Below are 17,227 nucleotides of genomic sequence, written 5' to 3' on the forward strand. Positions count from 1 at the left end.
CAAAATCACTTTCGTAAAATTATGAAAGATTCAGAAATAACGCAATTCAAGAATAAAACACATAACCCTTCATTGCTTTATGCTATACTAGCCATATTTCAATCTCAGAGGAGTGCACTTTCATGTTTTCAAAACGGACCGGAAGCCCTTACAGCGATCAGAATTGGCTTCGTTCCTTTCTTTTTACGATTTATGGCACTAGCGTTCTTGTAGTATCCTACTTTCCTTTATTCTACACACATTTAGGGTTTAGCAGTTCTCAGGTGGGCTACTTGTATTCTCTCGGTCCCCTCATCTCCATCCTATCCAATCTCTTCTGGAGTATGATGAGCGATAAGCTAGGTACCATTCGAAAAATCATGTTTATTTTACTCGCGGGGCAATTAGTTACCGGACTTCTATTAGCCAGAGCGACCGAATTTTCTTCCGTTATGCTTATTTTGTCCTTTTTCTACTTCTTCTATTACCCAGTTTTTCCGCTTGCTGATACAATGGCCATCAAAATTGCGGAGCGACACGGCCGAAACTTCATTACAATTCGTGTATTTGGCTCATTAGGCTATTCTTTCTTTGCTTTAACCGTCGGGTATGCGCTTAGAGCTTTAGGTGCTACTTGGAGTCTTACCTTATGTATTATTATCATTATAATCGCACTTCTAATTACAATTGGCCTAAAGGATGTCAAAAAAACTGTTCCAGAGCTCCCCAATCAGAAGGCTGTTACTACCAAACCAGGCAAGAAAGAGCATGGGCTTAAAGATATCCTTTTGCGAAAAGAAGTGCTGTGGTTCTTCGGATGTGTCTTTGTACTCGCACTGGGACATAGAATGAACGAAGCTTTTCTCACCATCAGTTTAAAGAACCTGGGCGCTGGTGAGGAAGTGATCGGCTGGGCATTACTTGCCTCAGCACTAAGTGAAATCCCTGTATTATTTATACTCGGCAAATACGGCGACAAATTTAAAGAACTGCCCTTATTAATTTTAGCCAGTCTCATGTATGCCCTTCGCTTTCTACTAATGGCGCTCGCCGATCACCCAGGCTCTATAATCGCGATTCAAGCCTTGCATAGCCTGACATTTGGCGTCTTTTTTGTAACATGTGTCCGCTATATCACTCGGATTATTCCTGATCGTCTCCGAGCAACCGGTCTTGCAATCTACACAGTTGTTTGGTCAAGTGCAGCTGGACTTCTAAGTGGTACATTTGGTGGAATGATCTATCAGGAAGCAGGACGCTTCACCTTCTATATGGTAGCGGTTGGCTTCAGCCTTCTTGCTTTTGTAGGCTTTTTAGGACAGCATTTATTGGATACCCATCGAGATTCAATGCGCTATTTCAAGAATAAGAACAAAAAAGCTTCCCTATAATAGAACACTTCTGATACTCAAAAATATTAAAAGGTCTTTGCTATCCCTTCGCTTGGGAATGCAAAGACCTTTCATCTAAATTGATGTCTATTAGACGTAAAAAAACACAGTTCCCGAAAGAACTGTGTTCTATAGTTGGTAACCACTCTTGCAAGGGCTTGCCAAGTAAATTATATATTTATAGCAGACAGCTTAACTGTCTTTGCCGTTTCTTATAATTTTACTACGTTTTCAGCTTGCGGTCCACGATTACCATCAGTGATATCGAATTCTACTTCTTGACCTTCGTCCAAAGTTTTGAATCCTTCACCTTGAATTGCTGAGAAGTGTACGAATACATCTTCGCCGCCTTCTACTTGAAGAAAACCATAACCTTTTTCTGCGTTAAACCATTTTACTGTACCTTTCAATTGAACAACCTCCTAAAAATAACCGCCATATATGGCGTATAACTATATTATACTGCAATCTTTTACTCAAATCAATCTATCTGGATCTTTAAATATGTGATTTAATTTGCTTTTCCCTTGACCAGTGCGTTATCATTGAGCCAAAAGCCAAAAATCGCCAGGGTGGTAATGATAATGATCAAAAAACATGAAATATACAAAACAGACAAATGGAATATGATGACGGTAGAAGTTCAAGGACGTTATATTGTACTTCGCGAAATCTCCGATCAATGGGGAGAAGAAACACATACTTTCCTTAGTCGTCCAGCTATGATGCAGTGGGTGAACAACCGATTCAACAAAGAATCTTATAAAGATAATGAAGAAGAGTATAAAAATATCATCGCAGCCTTCAAACAGGTATAACAGAATATGAACACAGAAAATATCGCGATTTATGTTGTCCTAGTCTTATGTCTAGGCGCAGTTCTAATTATGACCAAGGATCGTGTCCCGCCGCAGTTTAAGCGGGGCATGGCCTTAACTGCAGTCATTATGATTCTGTTCGCCTTCATCTTTGTTATTTATAGCTTATTGGCATAACTTATACTTTCATATATTTAAAGAAGACTAAATATTAATAATCAGGACTTAATAGGGCATAATAAGCCGACTCTACTTTCAAGAGGAGGATGTTATGCCTATTTCACCCAAGTCCATCCCTCTTCTACTTGTGCTCAGCTTGCTACCGGGTGATTTATCATCTACAGTATTGCCGAGGGAGATTATGCCTACTACATCTCATCATTCTAGGAGGGTTTCTATGGAAAAATTATTGAAAAGAAGCGAAGTACCTGCTGAGAATCGTTGGAAGCTTGAAGATGTGTTTGCTTCTCAGAAGGATTGGGATGCAGAATTTGCTGAAGCTAAATCCTTAATCAAAAAAGCTGCGGATTTTCAGGGTACACTAGATTCCGCGGATGCTCTAAAAAAATGTTTTGAAATGGATGACAAGCTGTCCATCCTAACTGAACGACTCTTCGTGTATGCACATATGCGTCAAGATGAAGACACAGCTAATCCTGACTCTCAGGCTTTGTCCTCCAAAGCGAAAAAGCTTGGTATTGAAGCAGGTGAAGCCTTATCTTTTGTAACCCCAGAAATTCTGGCGTTGCCAGTTGAGAAGCTCGACCAATTCATCGCTGATCCGAACCTATCCGCTTATAAATTCACCTTAACTGAAATGAAACGTGAAAAAGCCCATGTGCTTTCTAAGGCTGAAGAAGCACTGCTAGCTCAGGTCGGAAATTTAGCTCAAGCACCTCAGAATATTTTCAGTATGCTGAACAATGCGGATCTGAAATTCCCTAAGATCAAAGATGAGGATGGCAAAGAAGTTGAGCTGACTCATGGCAACTATATCAAGTTTCTCGAAAGTAACGACCGTGAGGTTCGCCGAAATGCTTTTAAGGCAGTCTACGATACCTACCGGAAGCAGAAGAACACTATCGCAGCAACGCTTAGCGCGAATGTGAATAAAAATGTGTTCTACTCACGAATTCGCAAATATCCTTCTGTAATGGAAATGTCACTCTATGGTGATAACATTCCTAAAGAGGTTTACACCAACTTGATTGATACGATTCACGAAAGCCTTCCATTGATGCACCGTTATATGAAACTGCGTCAGAAGCTGCTGGGTGTCGATGAGTTACATATGTATGATCTGTTTGCACCGCTTGTTGATGAATATAAATTAGATATCACCTATGAAGAAGCCAAGAAAATCACTAAAGAGGGTCTCAAACCACTCGGTGAAGATTATCTGAATGTGCTGCAAAAAGGCTACGACAACGGATGGATCGATGTGTATGAGAACGAGAATAAACGGTCCGGGGCTTACAGCTGGGGGCCATACGGTACGCATCCTTTCGTACTGCTGAACCATAATGATAATTTAAACAGTATGTTTACACTGGCACATGAGATGGGCCATGCGTTACACTCGTATTTTTCGGATAACGCTCTGAATTATCGGGATGCGCAATATACGATTTTCCTAGCAGAGGTTGCTTCTACTACTAACGAGGCGCTGCTAATGGATTATTTACTCAAAAAGTCTACAGATCCTAAAGAAAAAATGTATTTGCTCACCTACTATGCTGATCAGTTCCGGACAACGATTTTCCGGCAGACGATGTTCGCTGAGTTCGAGAAAATCATTCATCAGCGTGTTGAAGAAGGTGAATCGCTTACTCCACAAGATCTTTCGAGCATCTACTATGACCTGAATGTTAAGTACTATGGTAAAGAAATGGTTGTAGATCAGGATATCGAGATGGAATGGGCGCGGATTCCGCATTTCTATAACAGCTTCTATGTTTATAAATACGCAACCGGCTTCTCAGCAGCGACTAGCTTTGCCAAACAAATTCTTGAAGAAGGTAAACCTGCGGTAGATCGTTACCTCGGCTTCCTGAAGAGTGGCGGCAGTGACTACTCCATTAATATTCTGTCTAAAGCTGGTGTTGATATGTCTTCTCCTGAGCCGATTCGCGAAGCGATGAGTGTCTTCGAAGATGTTATCGCTCAAATGGAACAGTTGACCAAATAAGGCAGAGAGCTTAGTATTGCATTAATCCCTTGCCCTATTTGGGCAAGGGATTTTATTCTGTTATATCCCCTGAGGAGGAAGAATTCAATGAGAATTCAATGGTCTTTAATTGCAGGTCTAATCTTTGCGCTGCTAACAGCCATATTTGCAGTCATCAACGTGGATCCCGTTCAAGTCAATTTCGGTTTTGATGTAGTTAATATACCGCTGATCCTAGTTATTCTGGGCTGCGCGTTAATTGGTGGAATCATCGTGGGTTCTTACGGTATTTTTCGCCAGTACAAACTACAAAAACAAATTAAAAGCTTAAATGCTGAGCTAACCAAACTTCGTGATGCCGACACTTCTTTAGATTCTTTTAACACAGACAATGATGGCCTGACAGGAGGACTTAACTAATGATTACTATTCAACCAAACGAAGATTACATACTCTCAATCCTAAAAAAATTGCTGGATACACCGAGCCCCAGCGGCTTCACAGCACAAGTAATGAACCTTGTTGCCAAAGAAGCGGCAGCATTAAATGTACCGCTAAGCTGGAATGAAAAAGGCGGCGTAATTCTAACCGTCCCAGGCCTAGATCCTTCCCGTACTATCGGCATCAGCGCTCACGTGGATACACTTGGAGGCATGGTTCGCTCTATAAAATCTGATGGTACACTGCGACTGACCTCTGTTGGTGGCTTCACTATGCACAGCATCGAGAACGAATACTGTGTGATCCATACCCGCAGAGGCAGAACCTATACTGGAACCATCTTAACCAGCCATCCATCCGTTCACGTATATCCAGATGCTCGTGATTTCAAACGTTCAGAGGAGAACATGGAAGTACGGATTGATGAGCTAGTATCTAACAAAGAAGATGTACTTAAGCTAGGCATCTCCGTTGGTGATTTCATTTCCTTCGATGCACGTGCGGTGATTACACCTAGCGGGTATATTAAATCCCGACATCTGGATGACAAAGCGAGCGTTGCTGCCCTTCTTGGCCTGCTGGAAAGCATGAAGCGCGAAGGTTGGAAACCGCTCCACAACCTTTCTTTCCTCATCTCCAACTATGAGGAAGTGGGACATGGCACAGCTTGGATTCCTGGCGAGATTAATGAAATGATCGCAGTCGATATGGGCGCCATGGGCGACGATCTTAGCTGTAAAGAAACCGATGTGTCCATCTGTGCAAAAGATTCTTCCGGCCCTTATGATTATGTTATGACTGGCCGTTTGATTGAGCTGGCAGAAGCACTTGCTATTCCTTATGCCGTTGATATCTATCCAATGTACGGCTCCGATGCTTCCGCTGCCCTTCGAGGCGGCAATAATATTCGTGCCGCACTGATCGGCCCAGGCGTACACGCCTCCCACTCCATGGAACGTACACATAAGCAAGCTGTAGTAAACACTGCTAAGCTTCTCGCTGCTTATGTGGGCACTAACTGAGGCAAGTACTGGCAAGTTAAAGCAGCTCTGGAGACGTAGACAATGGCTGATAGTCTCACTTCTGCTGCTCATGATAGCAGCATCAGCAATCTCGATGTTCCTGTTTTCCAGAAGCCACAAGGAAAATCCCTTTGATGGTCTTCCACATGCTTACACTTATTTAGAGACCGTGAGTCCAGAAAATGTTCAACTCTATATGATGTCACTTTCACCCGAAGATATTAAACTCAGAGCCGCTGGTGCACCCCTTCAGCAGGTGATTGCTTATGGGATTAATGGAGGTTTCTTCTATGGAGATGCACTTCTATCCATTGCTATCATGAATGATATCCCCACTAACGGTGTTAAAAAGGCGTACGGCTCCGGCTGGTTTAACGCTAAATATGCGCGCGGAACCCTGGTCTGGGATGGTGCCAGTCGTAGCTTTTCCGTACAGGTCGTCTCATCGGGAGAAGAATTGAACGTTACGGATCGCCAGCATTATTTTGCGCAAGGCGGCATTAGTATGAATCTGCAGGATGAGGATCTCTGGGAAGATGTGATAGCGAAAGAACATCTTCCTTATTCGGATGAGAAACGAATGCGCTCAGGCATGCTGTATGACGATAATGGCAAGCTGTGGCTGATTGTTACGCCAACACTCTCGACGGCGGCAGAGTTCCGTTCAGCCATCCTACAGAGCGTGCCTGCTGAAGGTCTCGAAGGTATCTTTCTAGATGGTGATGGCTCCTCACAGATGAATGCTGATGAAATCATCTTACCTGGTGACTCTCGTGCCGTGGTGCAAATGATCGCGGTGGACGGAACGAAATAAAGCAAAAAGAAGCGATACTCTGCTATTAGAGATCGCTTCTTTTTGTGATTTTATTCAATCCCAGACTTGCTCCAGCTTATCTGAGTAATATGAAATGGCCTTACTATAACTTCTTATTCCTTCATCCGCTGAGGTTTCAGCCAGCAATTTAAGTAACATCCCCATAGCCAGCCTATGATCTCCGAGATTGTGCAAGGTCATTGCAAGGAACACCGGAAATTCCTTATTCTCTGGGTACTCTTGAATGGCCTGCTCCAATATTGCTTTGGAATTCTCATATTCTCCGAGTGTTCGGTAGGTGCTGCCCAGTCCCAATAGAGCGCCGACTCTCTGCTCCAAAGATAAGCCTAGTGTTAAGCTTTTCTCATAATAGGGTACTGCCTCGCGTTCCAGACCGAGCACATCATGCGTCCACGCTAATTGATACAGAAGTTCTGCATCATTACTATTCTGCTCATATAGCTCTAACAGCATCACTCTGGCTTCTTTAGCTTTACCTTCGTTTCGCAGGGCTACAGCTTCCACAAGTTGATTCTCCAAACTGAGCCCTCCCTTATTGTCACACATGGACAATCCGTTTTATGCTTTACCAGCGATTTTCTCTGCAAGCTCATTCAGATAGGTCCAGCGCTCCATTAGACGCTCCAGCTCGGCTTCGGCAAGCCGCTGCTCTTCCACTAGCTCCTGCAGTCTCCCGGAGTCAGCAAACGCTGCTTCCATCTCCGCACTAATATCAGTCAAGCGCTGTTCTGCAAGCTCGATCTGCTCGTCAATTCCTTCATATTCACGCTGTTCCTTAAAACTGAATTTGAGTTTGGTCTTGGAAGCTGATGATGCCGCTGTGTTACTGACTGTTTCTGTAGTCTCTTTACCCTTTGCATTACCGTCATCTTTGTTCGATTCTGCATTGCGTGAAGGAACATTTTTGGCCAGCCATTCTTCATATTCCGTATAATCGCCAACATGAAGCCGAATTTCTCCATTTTCAAAGGCAATCAGCTTGTCTATAGTCCGATCCAGGAAATAACGGTCATGGGATACGGTAAAGACGACGCCCGGGAATTCATCCAGATAGTCTTCTAAAACAGCCAACGTGCCAATATCCAAGTCATTCGTAGGCTCATCCAACAGCAATACGTTTGGTGCTCCCATCAATACACGAAGCAGATAGAGACGTCGTTTTTCGCCACCAGACAGTTTGGAAATCGGCGTCCATTGCATCGCAGGAGGGAACAAGAAGCGTTCGAGCATTTGGCCTGCGGTAATGACGCTACCATCAGCTGTACGTATGACTTCCGCTTCTTCCTTCACATATTCAATAGCTCGCATGCTGTCATCCATATCCTGATGTTCTTGCGTAAAATAACCCAACTTAACCGTCGCACCAAGCTGAACCTCTCCCTTATCCGGCTGCAGCTTACCTGCAATCAGATTCAGAAGTGTTGATTTACCGCTACCATTTGGACCTACAATACCTACGCGATCTTGTGGTACAGCAATATAGGTCAGATCTTTAATCAACTGACGACCATCCAGCGATTTCGACAGTTCATTGATTTCAATGATTTTGCGACCCAAACGTGTGGATGCCACCGAAATATCCAGCGAACCGTTCGAACTGCTTCCTGTACTTTCTTTCAGCTTCTCAAAACGGTCGATTCTTGCCTTTTGTTTCGTTGATCGAGCTTTAGCTCCACGACGAATCCAAGCAAGCTCCGTACGAAGCAGGTTCTTACGCTTTTGCTCCGCAGAGGCTTCACGCTCTTCACGGTCGGCTTTTAGCTCTAGAAAACGGGAATAGTTGGCCTCATAACGGTATAACTGTCCTCCGTCCAGCTCTAGCATGACACTTGCGACACGCTCCAGGAAGTAACGATCATGCGTTACCATTAAGAGAGCACCGCGCCGTTTCTGTAAATATTGCTCTAGCCAAGCCACGGAGTCCGTATCAATATGGTTCGTAGGCTCATCCAGAATAAGAAGCTCAGATGGCGTAATCAGGGCAGCCGCAAGTGCTACACGTTTCCGTTGACCACCAGACAGCGTATCCATCAGCGCATCGAATTTCACTATACCCAGCTTAGTAAGTACGCTCTTAGCTTCACTCTCCAAATGCCAAGTACCTGCTGCATCGATAGCCTGCCCAATCCGCACCAGTTTGCCTTCCAGTTCTGCATTACCTGGCTCTTTTTCAAGGCGAGACATGATCTCCATATACTCACGCATGGTAGCAAGATCTGGATCATCTCCGGCGAAGACCTGTTGCAGTACCGTATTTGTCGGCTCATAAGGAGGGTTCTGTGCTAAGTACTGCACTCGAACATTATTTCCGATCGCAATTTGCCCACCATCCGGGGTATCCAGACCGGCAATAATACGTAAAAACGTTGATTTACCCGTTCCATTCACACCGATCAAACCAATTTTATCCCGATCGTCCATTCCAAATGAAGCATCACTAAAAAGTACTTTCTCTCCATAACTTTTGGAAAGATGTTCCACGGTCATAATATTCATGCTATTTCCTCGCTTGCCTTATATTTTCATAAAACCGGTCGCAGCATGAAGCTGCTATTCCACCGGTCTATCATCCTGACCTAAATTCAAGTAATCCATAGCCCCTTTAATAAAAAGACCCGCAGCGAAACCAGCGCGTTTATACGCATCTTCTTCCTTAAAAGATGGATCGAACAAAATATCCATCTTCAGTCGATCCAACATCCCTATGTAGGACTGCGCCATAAGCTCAGGCTCAGACACTCCGCCCTCCAGCAATACCTTCACCACTGCCTGCATATATTCTTCCATAAAAAGCGTCATATACGCCACAAGCTCTGGGTTATTGTTCGGTGCGCGGAAAAAGAGCTTCGTGTGTCGCTTACGCTCATAATAATAGTAAAGATGATGTTTGGCGATAATTGACAGTTTACCTGCCAAAGTATCACTAGCCTTCAGCTTTTCCTGTAATTGCTGAAGGAATCCCTCACAATCCCGGCGCGTTACCGCCATGAACAATTCTTCTTTACTCTTGAAGTATAAATAAACGGTGCCCTTAGCAATTCCGGCCTGAACCGCAATGTCCGACATCTTCGTTTCGTAAAATCCACCTGAACCGAAGAGCTCGTATGCGGCATCCAGAATGGCAGTATGTTTATGATTGGACGTGCTGCTCATCGGTTCCTCCTTTAAAACATCATCCCACACAATAAGGCAATAGCCCCTCCGACGATAGAGCTAATAGCATTGACTGCATCATTAGTCATCCACTTCCAGCCACGTGCGTATTCAACCTTTTTACCGCAGTGATGTGTACTTTCCACTTCGCGTCCGCAAACGGTGCAACGATTCATCAGCTGAACGGTTGCCCCTAGAATAGAATCCGTGAACGCACCCGCAAGTCCGCCTGTGAGTCCTGCCAATGTAAGCAACAAGAAGGATTGATCTGGCATGCCAGATATCATCCGTAGCAGCCATGAAGATGCACCGATAAGTGCACCTCCTGCGGCGGCGGCCAGCGTACCCAGGCTTGATACGCCACCTGAGGCACCGGCAGGAAGTATTTTACCTGTCAGGACAGACCGAGGCGGCTTCTTGCTGAGTGTACCAATCTCCGTAGCCCATGTATCAGAGGTTACCGTTGCCATAACGCCGATAAATAAAAATTCCCAATGTTCCATCGGAACAATCGCATTCAATAGAACGAAAACCATCCCAAGCCCACCATTAGCAAAGACCTGCCCAGCATCTCGGCGACCTGTCTTGGCATAAGTCAGCTCAAGCTCTGCCTTATTATCATGATGAAGCTTAGACAACAGGCTTGAAGAGATGAAAAAAACCAACAATATTCCAAACCAAAAGGCATTTCCAGCACCAAAATAAATGGTCCCCATGGCTACCGCGGCAAGCATGCCGGAAAGGCTTAAGGATTGTTTCCTATAAGCCGCCCCCGCAACTAACAAAGCGCCAAGGGCGCCGATAATCCATAACATAGATTCATCTCCAACAGATGTTTTTAGCCGATCAGGCAAGTCCCCATCAGCTTGTCACCCCAGTACAATTCAAACGAATCTCCTGATACGGTAGAGCCTACACCTTCTGGTGTTCCTGTGAATATCACATCATCTTTACCCAGCCCGTAACGCGCAGCGATAAAATCGACAATTTTTTGGAGCGAAAAAATCATATTTTTAACATTACCTCGCTGAACTTCAACACCATTTTTTAAAACCGTGAAATCCGTTCCTTCCAGCTCTTCCTTGTCAGGAAACGCAATGTAAGGTGTGAGTGGAGCAGCGTTCTTAAAGCCTTTAGCCGGAGTCCAAGGCAGACCTTTCTTCTGCAGATCATTATGCACATCACGCAGTGTGAAATCCAGTCCCAGAGCCATAACATCCACCAAATCCTCCACGCTCATACCCGGTACATAATCACGCGCGATCCGTAGCACAAGTTCTCCTTCATAATGAACCTGACCTGAATCCTTTGGAAGCTGAATGACTGCTTTATCGAGGGAAACCGCCGCATGTGAGGGCTTCAAAAAAATGAGTGGCTCTACGGGGACATTATTTCCTAATTCCTCCGCATGTAGCTTGTAGTTCCGTCCAACACAATACAAATTATTAACAGCAGCGCACACAGACAATCAGCTCTCTTTCCCATCGAATAGGATTATTTATACTTTTAGAAATGTATCGCCCCATATATCCGGACGGTTTGTACAAATCATTATATCAGAATGCATATCTGCTAAGCGACGCATCTCTTTTCCTTTGTTCACTGTCCAAGCTATAATCTTCACACCTTGCTCCGTCAAAACCTTAGCCAATCTAGGATTTAAACGCGAGAAGCTAATCGACAAAAGAGAACACTCCAGTTCATGCAGCCTTCGAGCAGGATTACCAAACCTTGAATCAAAAATTAAGCCTGTACGAAAGCGGGGGTCTATTTCCTTGATTTTTTTCAACACATCTGTGTCAAAAGAGGTCAAAATCACGTCGTCCCGCATGCCTTTAGAGGAAATAAGATCCGTCACCTTCTGTTCGATGCCAGGATACATATTGCCCACTGTTTTCAGTTCAATATTGAGACGAAGTCTACCGGAGGCTAATGAGAGCACCTCTTCCAAGGAAGGCACCCGCTCTCCCCGAAAAGAACGCCCTTTCCAGCTACCCGCATCGAGACGCCGGATATGTTCCCAATCCATATTCTTCACCTTACCATGACCATTGGTTGTACGGTCCAGTGTAAAGTCATGAATGACAACAGGAACACCGTCCTTCGAGAGCTGGACATCCAATTCCATCCAGTGTACAAAAGGCATGGCAATGGCCATCCGGATCGCTGCTAATGTATTCTCCGGAGCTTTACCGGAAAATCCCCGATGGGCAACACATAAATTGTTCATCATAAGGACCTCCCAGGAACCCTATTTTGTAACTTGAGTCACTTTGCCGTCACTGTTGATCTTAACTCGACCAGCAGATAAAGACTCTATTTTTTTCAGCAAAAGCTGTCCGTTCACCTGATTCATGGGCACGGGCTGAGCTAGCTCAGCAGTCATAGGCTTCAGCTGTAATGAACATTGACCTTTTTTACTACATTCCGCCTGAAATACAGCAGTTTCCCAAGTGGCAGGTACCGTTGATCTCGTAAAAATAAAATTACCAGTGCTGTAGGCGATCCACTTGCCTTTGTACGGCTCCACACCTTGCAATACATGTGGGTGACCACCAATGACAAGATCAGCTCCCGCATCGACAAAGCTACGTCCAAGGGTCTGCTGAGTATTATCGAACTGCTCTACCCGTTCTTTACCCCAATGGACAACTACGACAACCAAATCAGCTTTTTGTTTAGCTGCAGCAATCGCTTTAAGTCCTTCTCTACTATCATATACTGAAGCAAGCCCGGGTTTATTTTTTCCCGCCATCCAATCAGATGCAGGAATCACCCGTGTGAACCCCAGCAAGGCGATCTTAATCCCTTTACGCTCAAAATATTGCGCCGAGAATGCTTCTTTACTGTTAAGTCCAGCACCAACATAAGGAATGCCTCTTTCCGAGAGATGACCAAGCGTGTCTCGCAGGCCTTCCTCCCCTTGATCCAGCGTATGATTGTTCGCCATATTTACTGCATCCACTCCGGCTGCTTTAAGAGCATCTAGTGCTTTGGGCGAGCCTTTGAATACGTATTGCTTATTAGCGGCGCCAACCCCACCTGTGGTCACAGGAGTCTCCAGATTCACAACCGTAAGATCATCCTTCTTGAACATTCCATCGAGCGCTGCATACGAATAGTCGTAACCTTTCTTTTCGAGCAATTCCCCGGCTTTCCCCGAAAAAATAACATCTCCACCAAAATTCAAGGTCACTGTATTGCCAGAAGCCTGGTCATCTGACGGAAGTCCAGACACAGAACCACCATCTGCGTCTTGGGAGCTACCTTCCTCTGGCGAAGGGGTCTCAGTTGGTACAGGCGCCTGTGTTTCAACATTTTCTTCTTTCTTTGGCTCTGGTGTAGGTGAAGCTTCCGGAGTTACCGTTGGAGAAGGGATGGGAGACTCCGTGGCTTCAGGCGTTGCAGTCACTATAGGTGCTGTCTCCTGAGCAGTACTATCAGGCGTAGGCGAAGCCGTCATTTGCGCCACTGGAGGTGGCTCAGAACTTCCCTTGAATCTGTCATCCATAAGACTATAGCTGAGCGCCACAATAATCATCAGAAGTAGACCTGCATTGACCCACATCCAGGCCGTTCTGCGCTTACGTTTGCTCTTATGTTTGTTCTTCTGTCTAGAACGCGATCGCGGCGGATACATTGTTTCTATGATCTCCTCTACTCTCAAATTGGTTCTATTATAGCATACCTAGCACCTGTCCCTCCAAATACGAGAGTCCAGTAAAATAGTATAATCTAATATTTAAACAAAAACGGTGAAGCAAAAAAATCTTCGCTTCACCGTTCATTATATAATTCTAACTCTCCCGTAAATGAACAATTAATTCGATATGCGCTTAGCAGCGCTTTGTGCTGTAAGCTTGGCCTGCTTAACACAATCGGGCATTGCCACTCCATCATATCCAGCTCCAAAGACATATATCCCAGGAAGTCTGGTCTCAAGCTCCCTATGGAATTTAGAAAGATTGTCAAGATGTCCAACAGGATACTGTGGCATCGAATGTTCCGAACGAGTAATTTCCGTAAATATAGGTTTCGCTGTAATGCCCATGATTTCTCGTAAATCCTTACTCACTAGCTCCGTAAGAGCCTCATCTGGAAGGTGAACATTCTGCTCATCTCCGGAACGGCCTACATGACAGCGCATAAGTACTTTATCATCTGGACTCGTATGCGGCCACTTCGTTGACGTCCATGTACAGGCAGTAATATTGCGCCCTTCCTTACGTGGCACAAGAAAACCTGCTCCAGCATCATCAATTTCGATATCCTTCTTGTCGAAGGCCATGACTAAGTTCGCAACCGATACATAATTTACCGCATCGAGTGCTGAAACATCCACATGTGGACGCAAAAGTTCGGCAGCAAAAGAATTTGGTGTGGTGATATATATTTCATCCGCAAGCAGCCGTTCGCCACTTTCCAGTTCTAGCTCATAACGAGAAGCATTAGTTCCTGTAGCATGTATAGAGACCACCGCAGCTTCAGTTCGCTGTTCTACATCATGCAGTTCATGAATCAAACCATGCACGAGACTTTGTAGTCCTTTTCGAAATGTCAGAAAAGTGCTGTTCTTTGTGCTCGTATTTGTCTTGGAGGAATTCTGTTCTTTAATGATTCCACGAATAAGACCACCATACTGCCGCTCTACTTCTCCAAATTGCGGAAAGGTAGCCTGTAGGCTGACTTTGCGTAAATCCCCAGCATACATACCGGCTAATAGCGGTTCGGTCAAATTCTCCATCACTTCAGTACCTAAACGTCGCTCAATCAGCTGTCCGAGGGATTCATCGTCATTACTCCGCTTAGGAGGAAGGATCAAGTCCATCAGCGCGCGTATTTTGCCACCGAATGAAACCAGAGCACTTGATAGAAATGGCTTTAGTTCAGTAGGAATTCCAAGCACAAGACCGGAAGGCATAGGATGAAGCTTGTCACGCTGTAGTATATAGGTCTTCTCTACCTTTGGATTTGTGTTCACCAGCTCGTGATCTAGCTCTAATTCCTTAGCCAGTTCAATCATCTCTGTTTTGCTAGCTAAAAAAGAATCCGGACCTTTCTCAATCACAAATCCATCCCGGTGCAATGTTTCGATCTTCCCACCAAGAGTCTTGTCTTTCTCTAGCAGTACAATATCAGGTTTCACACCAGCTTCTTTGTAAAACTTACGAATGTAAAAGGCGGCGCTGAGTCCACTCAGCCCACCGCCTATGATAACAATTCGCCTAGAGGGACCAGTCATGACTGACCGGCCGACATTTGATTCAGTCTTGTACGAACAACATCGCTCAATACGGACATGTACGCAGGATCGCTGTTTAATGATTCAATCCGCATAAGACGCATATCCAGCTCTGAAGCTACGGCTGTTGCCTCGATATCAAGGTCATACAGCACTTCTAAATGATCGGATACGAACCCGATCGGTGCCACTAGAACATACTCTACCTGTTCCTTGCTAAGCTGCTGAAGTGTATCCAGAATATCTGGTCCAAGCCATGGTTCAGCAGTCCGTCCTGCACTTTGCCACGTAAACTGCCAATTGGTTATCCCAGCTTGATCTGCAATAGCCTTTGAGGTCTCCAATAGTTGATCTTTATAAGGATCCCCCATAGCTAGAATACGCTCTGGAAGACTATGCGCGCTAAATAATACCCTTATCTCATCGCGAGTAGCGCCTGCCTCGATATATTGATCTATTTTCGCTGTTACTCTCCGGCTTAGAACATCGATCAATACTGGGTGCATATGGTAGCTCTCCACAAAACCCATGTTGATTTTACATGCATCAGCCTTTTCCTGAGCACGTTTAATGTAGCCACCCACGCTCATGCTTGAATAGTGAGGGGCAAGCACAACACCAACCGCTTGGGTAATGCCGTCCTTCGCCATAGCCTCGACGCCGTCCTCAATAAACGGATAGGCATGCTTCAAACCCTGATAGCAGACAAATTCAACATCCGCTCCAGCTTTATCCGCGTTTAGTGCTGCCTGTAATGCAGCTACTTGACGGTCTGTGTTCTCCCGCAGCGGGAATACACCCCCGACGATCGCTTCATAGCGATCTGTTAATTCTTTAAGCTGCTCCGCTGTCGGCGGATTACCTCGCCGAATATGAGTGTAATATGCTTCAACGTCTTCTAAGCTTTTAGGAGTGCCATACGACATGACGAGAACACCTATTTTTGCTGTCACGGATTCCATCCCCTTATAGATTTAATAGGCTATTTTTAAGAACGCAGTTTGGCTGATTCTTTCAATACTTCCTGTGAATATTCGTGAATATATTCCGTTAATTCTCTAAGCTTCTCTAAAGAAGCCTCCGGGAATAAACCATGACCCAGATTGAAGATATATCCTGGCTCTTGTACCCCTTCATCAATTAACGCTTTCGCGTGCTCCTTCAAGACGTCCATCGGCGCTGTAAGTAAATACGGGTCCAGGTTTCCTTGAATTGCAAACTTCCCACCTGTTCTCCGTCGACCTTCGGACAAGCTCACACGCCAGTCCACCCCGATTACATCCGCTTGAAGCTTCGTAAGACTCGGTAGCAATTCGCCAGAGCTTACGCCAGGAAAGTATATTTTCGGTACATCAAGATCGGATAATTCGGAAAAAATACGAGAAACCGTCGGTAACACATACTTTTCAAAATCGCGTGGCGCAAGGGCACCGACCCAGCTGTCGAACAATTGAAACGCTTTTCCACCACTACGCACGTGACTGCGGAGGTAAGCGATAATCATATCGCCGAGCTTGTCCATCAGCATTTCCCAGACACGGGGTTCACTGTACATTAGCTCTTTAGTCCGAATATATCCTTTGGAAGGTCTGCCTTCGATCAGATAGCTGGCAATTGTAAACGGTGCGCCTGCGAAAGTAATCAAGGGCACGTCCAGCTCCTTATCCAGAATTGCAATCGTCTCCAAAATATGTCCGAGATCGCCTTCAACATCAATGGGCTTCAGTCTCTCGACATCTGCTGCAGAGCGAATCGGATTCTCGATCACAGGGCCAATATCTTTGACGATATCAAATTTCACACCGATAGAAGCGACCGGATTCATAATGTCTGAATACAAAATGGCCGCGTCCACACCTAGCTTGCGCACAGGCATCAAGGTTACTTCAGCCGCCAACTCAGGCTGTTTGCAGATTTCAAGTAATGAGTACTTTTCCTTGATTTTACGGTACTCGGGATCATAACGGCCGGCCTGCCGCATGTACCATACGGGAACGTGCTCCGTATCCTGCTTTCTGCAGGCGCGGATAAAAGTGTCGTTGTAGGTCATGATAAGATCTCCATTATATTTTATAAGATTTTTTAAAATAAACGCTTACCGTCCTAATAAGGACGCCGATGGCGTTTATGCTTGATCGGCATACTTACTATTATGCCCTTTTTAAAAGGTTGTAACAAG

The 17,227-nt window shown here is 45.0% G+C and carries 18 protein-coding genes; 7 read left to right on the forward strand and 11 right to left on the reverse strand.

Annotated elements, in window-relative coordinates; translation table 11 throughout:
* The first annotated feature begins 122 nt into the window (after positions 1–122).
* Positions 123–1,370: an MFS transporter gene (locus NSQ29_RS16845; RefSeq protein ID WP_076283175.1), complete on the forward strand. Its 1,248-nt coding sequence runs from the start codon at positions 123–125 to the stop codon at positions 1,368–1,370.
* A gap of 212 nt (positions 1,371–1,582) precedes the next feature.
* On the opposite strand, the gene NSQ29_RS16850 is transcribed toward NSQ29_RS16845, so the two are convergent.
* Positions 1,583–1,780 (reverse strand): cold shock domain-containing protein, encoded by a 198-nt coding sequence (locus NSQ29_RS16850; RefSeq protein ID WP_042126303.1) that lies wholly within the window; start codon positions 1,778–1,780, stop codon positions 1,583–1,585.
* 174 nt (positions 1,781–1,954) lie between these two features.
* Here NSQ29_RS16850 and NSQ29_RS16855 point away from each other — a divergent pair, with 174 nt between their 5' ends.
* The 6 genes from NSQ29_RS16855 (at position 1,955) to NSQ29_RS16880 (ending at position 6,632) form a co-directional block, all read left to right on the forward strand.
* On the forward strand, positions 1,955–2,188 hold the full coding sequence (locus tag NSQ29_RS16855) for a hypothetical protein (protein ID WP_036689271.1): 234 nt from the start codon (positions 1,955–1,957) through the stop codon (positions 2,186–2,188).
* A 6-nt stretch (positions 2,189–2,194) separates the two neighbouring features.
* Positions 2,195–2,365 (forward strand): hypothetical protein, encoded by a 171-nt coding sequence (locus NSQ29_RS16860; protein ID WP_167348490.1) that lies wholly within the window; start codon positions 2,195–2,197, stop codon positions 2,363–2,365.
* Between the two features lie 220 nt (positions 2,366–2,585).
* On the forward strand, positions 2,586–4,376 hold the full coding sequence (gene pepF, locus NSQ29_RS16865) for an oligoendopeptidase F (protein WP_042186822.1): 1,791 nt from the start codon (positions 2,586–2,588) through the stop codon (positions 4,374–4,376).
* Between the two features lie 87 nt (positions 4,377–4,463).
* Positions 4,464–4,775 carry a LapA family protein gene (locus tag NSQ29_RS16870; protein ID WP_042186819.1) on the forward strand — a complete coding sequence of 104 codons (312 nt, stop codon included), beginning with the start codon at positions 4,464–4,466 and terminating at the stop codon, positions 4,773–4,775.
* A 2-nt stretch (positions 4,776–4,777) separates the two neighbouring features.
* Positions 4,778–5,818, forward strand: coding sequence for a M42 family metallopeptidase (locus NSQ29_RS16875; RefSeq protein ID WP_341126779.1), 1,041 nt, complete (start codon positions 4,778–4,780; stop codon positions 5,816–5,818).
* On the forward strand, positions 5,802–6,632 hold the full coding sequence (locus NSQ29_RS16880) for a hypothetical protein (RefSeq protein WP_341125641.1): 831 nt from the start codon (positions 5,802–5,804) through the stop codon (positions 6,630–6,632). Before NSQ29_RS16875 ends, NSQ29_RS16880 begins: the two co-directional genes overlap by 17 nt.
* Before the next feature lie 54 nt (positions 6,633–6,686).
* On the opposite strand, the gene NSQ29_RS16885 is transcribed toward NSQ29_RS16880, so the two are convergent.
* The 10 genes from NSQ29_RS16885 to hemE form a co-directional block, all read right to left on the reverse strand.
* Positions 6,687–7,199: a tetratricopeptide repeat protein gene (locus NSQ29_RS16885; protein ID WP_445739166.1), complete on the reverse strand. Its 513-nt coding sequence runs from the start codon at positions 7,197–7,199 to the stop codon at positions 6,687–6,689.
* A gap of 12 nt (positions 7,200–7,211) precedes the next feature.
* Positions 7,212–9,149 carry an ABC-F family ATP-binding cassette domain-containing protein gene (locus tag NSQ29_RS16890; protein ID WP_339270247.1) on the reverse strand — a complete coding sequence of 646 codons (1,938 nt, stop codon included), beginning with the start codon at positions 9,147–9,149 and terminating at the stop codon, positions 7,212–7,214.
* Between the two features lie 54 nt (positions 9,150–9,203).
* The gene (locus NSQ29_RS16895; RefSeq protein WP_149643945.1) at positions 9,204–9,806 is read right to left on the reverse strand and encodes a TetR/AcrR family transcriptional regulator; all 603 of its coding nucleotides are present in this window, start codon (positions 9,804–9,806) and stop codon (positions 9,204–9,206) included.
* 11 nt (positions 9,807–9,817) lie between these two features.
* Entirely contained in the window at positions 9,818–10,621 is an 804-nt protein-coding gene (locus tag NSQ29_RS16900; protein ID WP_339270245.1) for a DUF92 domain-containing protein, read from the reverse strand.
* 23 nt (positions 10,622–10,644) lie between these two features.
* Positions 10,645–11,268, reverse strand: a complete 624-nt coding sequence (locus NSQ29_RS16905) for a fumarylacetoacetate hydrolase family protein (RefSeq protein WP_042186808.1) — start codon at positions 11,266–11,268, stop codon at positions 10,645–10,647.
* Positions 11,269–11,304: 36 nt separating this feature from the next.
* On the reverse strand, positions 11,305–12,036 hold the full coding sequence (locus NSQ29_RS16910) for a glycerophosphodiester phosphodiesterase (RefSeq protein ID WP_445739195.1): 732 nt from the start codon (positions 12,034–12,036) through the stop codon (positions 11,305–11,307).
* Positions 12,037–12,057: 21 nt separating this feature from the next.
* Positions 12,058–13,446: a CapA family protein gene (locus NSQ29_RS16915; protein ID WP_042186805.1), complete on the reverse strand. Its 1,389-nt coding sequence runs from the start codon at positions 13,444–13,446 to the stop codon at positions 12,058–12,060.
* Positions 13,447–13,626: 180 nt separating this feature from the next.
* The gene (gene hemG, locus NSQ29_RS16920; RefSeq protein ID WP_341125643.1) at positions 13,627–15,048 is read right to left on the reverse strand and encodes a protoporphyrinogen oxidase; all 1,422 of its coding nucleotides are present in this window, start codon (positions 15,046–15,048) and stop codon (positions 13,627–13,629) included.
* Positions 15,045–16,001: a ferrochelatase gene (gene hemH / locus NSQ29_RS16925; protein ID WP_139328657.1), complete on the reverse strand. Its 957-nt coding sequence runs from the start codon at positions 15,999–16,001 to the stop codon at positions 15,045–15,047. Before hemH ends, hemG begins: the two co-directional genes overlap by 4 nt.
* Positions 16,002–16,036: 35 nt before the next feature.
* Positions 16,037–17,098: a uroporphyrinogen decarboxylase gene (gene hemE, locus NSQ29_RS16930; RefSeq protein ID WP_042186799.1), complete on the reverse strand. Its 1,062-nt coding sequence runs from the start codon at positions 17,096–17,098 to the stop codon at positions 16,037–16,039.
* Positions 17,099–17,227 lie beyond the last annotated feature (129 nt).

Source organism: Paenibacillus sp. FSL F4-0236, from assembly GCF_038000135.1.
In the GTDB taxonomy this organism is placed as follows: domain Bacteria; phylum Bacillota; class Bacilli; order Paenibacillales; family Paenibacillaceae; genus Paenibacillus_AQ.